5 protein-coding genes are annotated in these 6,310 nt (G+C 39.4%); 4 read left to right on the forward strand and 1 reads right to left on the reverse strand.

Annotated elements, in window-relative coordinates; all coding sequences use genetic code 11:
• Nucleotides 1-192: 192 nt before the first annotated feature.
• The gene (locus CHI06_RS00465) at nt 193-1,098 is read right to left on the reverse strand and encodes a nuclease-related domain-containing protein (protein ID WP_095246457.1); all 906 of its coding nucleotides are present in this window, start codon (nt 1,096-1,098) and stop codon (nt 193-195) included.
• Nucleotides 1,099-1,308: 210 nt separating this feature from the next.
• Here CHI06_RS00465 and CHI06_RS00470 point away from each other — a divergent pair, with 210 nt between their 5' ends.
• From CHI06_RS00470 to CHI06_RS00485, 4 genes are all read left to right on the forward strand, one after another.
• Entirely contained in the window at nt 1,309-2,247 is a 939-nt protein-coding gene (locus tag CHI06_RS00470) for an ABC transporter permease (RefSeq protein WP_257009116.1), read from the forward strand.
• A 15-nt stretch (nt 2,248-2,262) separates the two neighbouring features.
• Nucleotides 2,263-3,150, forward strand: a complete 888-nt coding sequence (locus CHI06_RS00475) for a carbohydrate ABC transporter permease (protein ID WP_095246454.1) — start codon at nt 2,263-2,265, stop codon at nt 3,148-3,150.
• A 20-nt stretch (nt 3,151-3,170) separates the two neighbouring features.
• Nucleotides 3,171-4,793 (forward strand): ABC transporter substrate-binding protein, encoded by a 1,623-nt coding sequence (locus CHI06_RS00480; RefSeq protein ID WP_373558121.1) that lies wholly within the window; start codon nt 3,171-3,173, stop codon nt 4,791-4,793.
• 88 nt (nt 4,794-4,881) lie between these two features.
• The coding region (locus CHI06_RS00485) for a glycoside hydrolase family 32 protein (RefSeq protein WP_095246456.1) at nt 4,882-6,310 on the forward strand (1,429 nt) is incomplete at its 3' end.

The following is a 6,310-nucleotide window of genomic DNA, read 5'->3' on the forward strand; positions in this document are numbered from 1 at the left end:
GGTCCTCAATCAAGGGTATTGAGGACAAAACGAGCTTGAGCCCAATGAGGATTCGTCCCCAATCAAGGATATTGAGGACAAAACTAGCAGAAGTAAAAAAGATATGTCTTCAATCAATCTACAAAATACCAAATTAAAAAAATGCCCTTAAGACCATGTCTTAAGGACAAAATTTAATAAATTGAATATCCTTCATTCATAAAACGCCCATTGGCCAAGACCTGTAATTTTAAGATTCTTGCCCAGAACTCTGCTAATTCTTTTCCTAGAATCGACTACGCCACACCATTCATGAATAACGTTTGTCGTGATTTTTTGCTCCGGAAAGAGAAGCTTAAATTCCTCAACATTCCGCATAACAGCAACTGTTACCAGTTCTATACACCCGCATTTATCACAGATTAATTTCTTCCCAACTATCGTCACGGCAAAGGAGTCACATTTGCAGCAGGTCATCCCTTTTTTTATTGTCTCATACTCATAGGCAGGCAACTGGGTATAGGGTGATTCTGTTTGGTGTAATGAAATGAGTTTGTCCGCTAGATTTTTATGCGACTGATTGAGCAGTGAAGGTTTTTGATCCAATTTGCTTATAAAACGGTCAAGTTGGGTAGGGAGAATAAAAGGCAGGTCGGGTGGAGTTTGGTATAACGTAAACTGGGGGTTAATGAAAATGACATATGCTTCAACTGTTAGTTTACTCCCTAGCGATTGAAGAAGCTGACTCAGCATTAATTTGCTTCGTTTTAGTTGGTCCAACGGGTTCTGGATATCTAGTCCGCTGAGTGTTTTAAAATATTCAGCATCATAAACATACTCGCCTTCGAAATTTTTCACTTCAAAAAGGGAAAAAGTCCCTTGAAAAATGAGGGATGAATCAAGTTGGAAACTTGACTTGTTATTTTTAAGCAGCAAATCGTTCAAAATATAGCAATTACGTTGAAGCATCTCCGTAAATACATCAAATTGTACTTCCCCTTCATATCCTTTTTCTTGGTTTTGATAATACCTTTGATCATCCTCGGTTAATTTCATTCGTTTGTTTAAGATTCTAAGAGTCTTTAATACTACTGATTCACTACGGGCTTTGTATGGCATATCCCACATCCTTTCTCCTTCCCATCATATCGAAAAAATAGAGTGAAAGCGATATCAACTCCCGAAAATTTTAAAATGCCTCAACCAAAAATATTAAACTCTTAATTCTACCCATTTTGTTATATTAAACCCAAGTTGAAAGTGCTTTCAACAGAACTAAGTTGATAGGAGGGTAAGAGAGTGGAAGAAATAGTAAAAGCAGAGCAAACCATACCGGTTAGTAAACCAGCAACAACTACAAAACTAAGCAACAACCTTTTGTACATTAAAAAGAACTACATTCTTTATTTACTTATTGCACCTGCCGTTATTCTTACAATTATATTTAAGTACATCCCCATATACGGGGCGACGATTGCCTTTAAAGATTTTAGTCCGATCAGGGGGATTACGGGGAGTGAATGGGTAGGTTTAAAACATTTTACAAGTTTCCTAACGTCGCCCAATTTCATCGAAATATTAATGAACACGATTAAATTAAGTTCCTTTGAACTTTTGATAGGATTTCCTATTCCAATTATTTTGGCTCTTATGTTAAACCAACTGCGAAAATCAAGTGTTAAAAAGAATGTTCAGTTAGCCTTATATGCACCGCATTTCATATCTGTGGTTGTCGTTTCGGGAATGGTCTTTCTTTTTCTATCACCGGTTGGACCTGTTAATACTGTGTTATCAACCTTTTTAGATAAGCCGATATCATTCATGTCTGACCCGGATTATTTTAGAACGATCTACATCTGGTCTGGAGTATGGCAAGGGGCAGGCTGGGCATCCATTGTTTATGTTGCCGCACTTGCTAACGTTGACCCGCAGCTTCATGAAGCAGCAACACTTGACGGGGCGTCACTCCTACAACGAATCTGGCATATCGATCTTCCAACGCTTAAGCCAGTGATGGCAGTCTTGTTTATCTTAGCGGCTGGAGGAATCATGGGGATTGGTTTTGAAAAAGCGTACTTAATGCAAACGCCAATGAATTCGCCATCATCAGAAATTATTGCTACTTACGTTTATAAACGAGGGCTGCTGGCAGGTGATTACTCGTTTGCAACCGCAGTCGGATTATTTAATGCCGTTGTAAATGTAATTTTACTTGGAGTTGTCAATCAAGTGGTTAAGAAACTAAACGAAGGCGAAGGACTCGTTTAAGGAAGGAGGAAAAGTATGAACAATCAAATCAAACATGCAAAGGGCGACCGAATTCTGCTTCTGACCAATAATATTCTACTAACTATTATCATCCTTGCCATAGTAGGACCTCTATTATATGTATTTCTGTCGTCTTTCCTAGAACCAAATGCAATCATTCGAAAAGGACTGTCGTTACATTCCTCTGATTGGTCATTAGAAGGTTATAAGCGACTCTTTACGGATGACACCATTGTGAGAGGATTTTTCAACTCACTCCTGTATTCAACTGGATTTACGATTGTGACCGTACTCGTTTGTCTCTTTGCCGGATATACGTTATCGGTAGATGGATTAGTTGGTAAAAAGGTATTTATGATTTTCTTCTTATTTACAATGTTTTTTGGAGGAGGCTTAATTCCAACGTATTTTGTTATCCGTGATTTAGGGATGCTGAATACGATTTGGGCGATTATCCTGCCTGGTGCTGTTAATGTCTGGTTTATTATTCTCGCTAGAACTTACTTTAAAGCGGTTCCAAATGAGCTGAAGGAAGCGGCGAGAATCGATGGCGCCTCCGATTTGAAAATATTCTTTCGTATTATTTTACCTTTATCGAAACCGATTATCTTTGTTCTAGCATTATATGCCTTCATTGGACAATGGAACGCGTACTTCGACGCCATGATCTACCTTGACGATCGAGAATTACATCCATTGCAATTAGTATTGCGTTCGATTCTGATCCAAAACGAAGTACAGCCTGGAATGGTTGCGGATGTTGAGGCAAGGAACGAGTTAATGAGGATTTCAGAAATGATCCGCTATTCATCGATTGTCATTGCAAGTTTACCGTTATTGATAATGTACCCATTCTTCCAAAAGTATTTTGAAAAGGGAGTTATGGTTGGTTCTTTAAAATAAAACAAATAAAGTGAGGGTTTATGATGAAAAAAAGAATGCTTACAACTGCTTCGGCACTACTGCTTTCAGGGTCTTTACTGCTAACGGGCTGTACGAGTAAAAGCGGAGGCAGCGAAAGTTTCTCTTCTAAGGATTATGGGCTAAAGGATGTAACCTTCCCATTGAAAGAGGAAAAAACATTAAAGATTATGACATCCAGTTCACCATTAGCTCCCGAGAATCCGAATGATAAGTTAATTTTTCAACGATTAGAAGAACAAACTAGTGTTAAAGTCGACTGGAGAAACTATACAACGGATATATTCAATGAAAAACGTAATTTAGCCATTGCTAGTGGTGAGCTTCCAGATGCTATCTTTAATGCTGGTTTCAGCGATTATGAATTATTGAAGCATGCGAAGGATGGAGTCATTGTTCCGGTTGAGGATTTAATTCAATATATGCCGAACCTGCAAGCCGTTCTTGAAAAAGCACCTCAGTACAAAGCAATGATGACGGCGCCTGATGGTCATATCTATGCTTTTCCATGGATTGAGGAGTTAGGTGAAGGAAAAGAAAGTATTCATTCCCTTGATGCATTCCCGTGGATTAATATGGAATGGTTAAACAAATTAGGATTAGAGGTTCCAAAAACAACCGAAGAGTTAAAGAAAGTCTTACTTGCTTTTAAAACCCAGGATCCAAATGGTAATGGTGAAGCGGACGAGATCCCAATGTCATTCATTATCAATGATGGCGGACAGGATCCCCATTCATTATTCGGGGCATTTGGTCTAGGCGATAACTGGGATTTCACGGTGGTAACGAATGATGGAGAGGTAAAACTTACTGCAGCTGATGAAAGCTATAAAAAGGCCATTAGCTGGTTCAATGATTTATACAATGAAGGATTAATCGATATCGAGGCATTTGAGCATGATTGGAACACGTATCTTGCAAAAGGCCGAGACAAAAAATATGGTTTGTACTTTACATGGGATAAAGGAAATATCACTGGAATGGGCGATGATTACGATTTATTAGCTCCATTAAAAGGCCCAGAAGGACATCAAAATGTTGCAAGAACAAATGGAATGGGCTTTGACCGCTCACGTTTAGTGGTTACATCCGCAAATAAAAACCTTGAATTAACAGCGAAGTGGATTGACCAGCTTTATGATCCGTCTCAATCCGTACAGAATAACTGGGGTACGTATGGTGACGAAAAGCAACAAAACATTTTTGGTATGGATGAGGCTTCAAAAATGTTAAAACATCTTCCTTTAGAGGGTACAGCACCCGTTGAATTAAGAGAAAAAACATCTGTTGGCGGCCCACTAGCAATCTTAGACAGCTACTACGGTACGGTGACTACAAAACCAGATGATGCCGCTTGGAGATTGAACTTAATGAAAGAGGTAATGGTTCCTTACATGGAAGCTGATAATATTTACCCACGTGTATTTTTCTCAATAGAGGACCTAGACCGAATTTCTGTGATCGAAACGGATTTGTTTGCTTATATTAAGCGAAAACGTGCGGAATGGATTGCAAATGGCGGCGTTGAAAAAGAATGGAATGAATATCTAGCAGAATTAGATCGACTTGGACTACAAGAATGGCTAGAGATTAAGCAAAAAGGTTACGATCGAAACCAGGAATAATACACGGTAAAAAGTCTTAAGGCTGTACGGTGCTATGGCAATTGTACAGCCCTTTTTACTAATCTAATAGAAAGAAGGAACGATAAAAATGACACAAACCTATAAAGAGCAGTATCGTCCACAATTTCACTTTTCACCGAAAGAAAAGTGGATGAATGATCCGAATGGAATGGTCTATTTTAATGATGAATATCATTTGTTCTATCAATACCATCCACTTGGTACGACCTGGGGTCCGATGCACTGGGGACATGCGGTAAGTAAAGATATGATTCATTGGGAACATCTGCCGATTGCACTATATCCTGATGAGCTGGGTACGATTTTTTCAGGGAGTGCGGTTGTGGATTGGAAGAATAGCACAGGATTTTTTGAAGAAAACGAACCAGGATTGGTTGCAATTTATACTAGTGCCGGCACCTATCCAGCGTCTGATAGACCCCTTCAGCAGCAAAGCCTAGCATACAGTAAGGACAATGGAAGAACGTGGGTAAAATATGAAGGCAATCCTGTCCTTTCAGACGTGAACATTACCGATTACCGTGACCCTAAAGTTTTTTGGCATGAAGAGACAAATAAATGGGTGATGGTTCTGGCAACGGGCCAAACGATTACAATTTATACGTCTCTTAACCTTAAAGAGTGGGAGTTTGCCAGTGAATTTGGACATACCGCGGGATCACATGATGGCGTTTGGGAATGTCCTGACTTATTCAAACTGCCTGTAAACGGTGAACAAGATAAGTGGATTATGATTGTGAGCATTGGTGATAATGGTCAATCTGCAGAGGGTTCGAGAACACAATATTTTATCGGTCAGTTTGATGGGGCAACTTTTGTGAATGACCATGACGATTCGACAATTCTTTGGTTAGATTACGGTCGAGATAATTATGCGGGTGTAAGCTGGTCTGACATCCAAGATGGAAGACGTATTTATCTAGGCTGGATGAGCAACTGGCGCTATGCAAATCAAGTTCCAACTGAAACGTGGCGGAGCGCGATGACCTTACCAAGAGAATTATCCCTAGCTACAACTAAGGCTGGCATCCGCTTATTCCAGAAGCCAGTTGCTGAAGTTCGTACCATTAGAAAAGAAACGGAATCGCATCCCGCAATAGCGGTTGAATCAGGCACCACAGTATCGATTCCGTTTACGAATGCATTAATGGAAATAACTCTCGACTTTGAAAAAGTAAGTTCAAGCCAATTTGGAATGATCATACAGCATTCTGAACAAGAAAAAACCGTCATTGGCTATAATGCAGTAGAAGAGAAGTTATTTGTTGACCGAACCCTTTCTGGAGAACATAGCTTTTCCACATCCTTCCCAGCTATACAGGAAGCACCACTAAAGTTGGATCATCAAAGGTTTAGACTTCAGTTATTTTTAGATACTTCCTCGATTGAGGTATTTGCAAACAATGGTGAGGCTGCTATTACTAGCTTATTGTTCCCGCGTGAGTCAAACAAAGAGCTAATTTTATTTTCAAATGAAGGAACTACAAATGTTTCGC

Origin of the sequence: Bacillus sp. 7884-1, from assembly GCF_002272245.1 — a bacterium.
In the GTDB taxonomy this organism is placed as follows: Bacteria; Bacillota; Bacilli; order Bacillales; family Cytobacillaceae; genus Neobacillus.

Coding starts and splice junctions, on each gene's coding strand:
- CHI06_RS00475 (WP_095246454.1), top strand. CDS start 2,263: ATGAACAATCAAATCAAACATGCAAAGGGCGACCGAATTCTGCTTCTG.
- CHI06_RS00480 (WP_373558121.1), top strand. CDS start 3,171: ATGATGAAAAAAAGAATGCTTACAACTGCTTCGGCACTACTGCTTTCA.
- CHI06_RS00465 (WP_095246457.1), bottom strand. CDS start 1,098: ATGCCATACAAAGCCCGTAGTGAATCAGTAGTATTAAAGACTCTTAGA.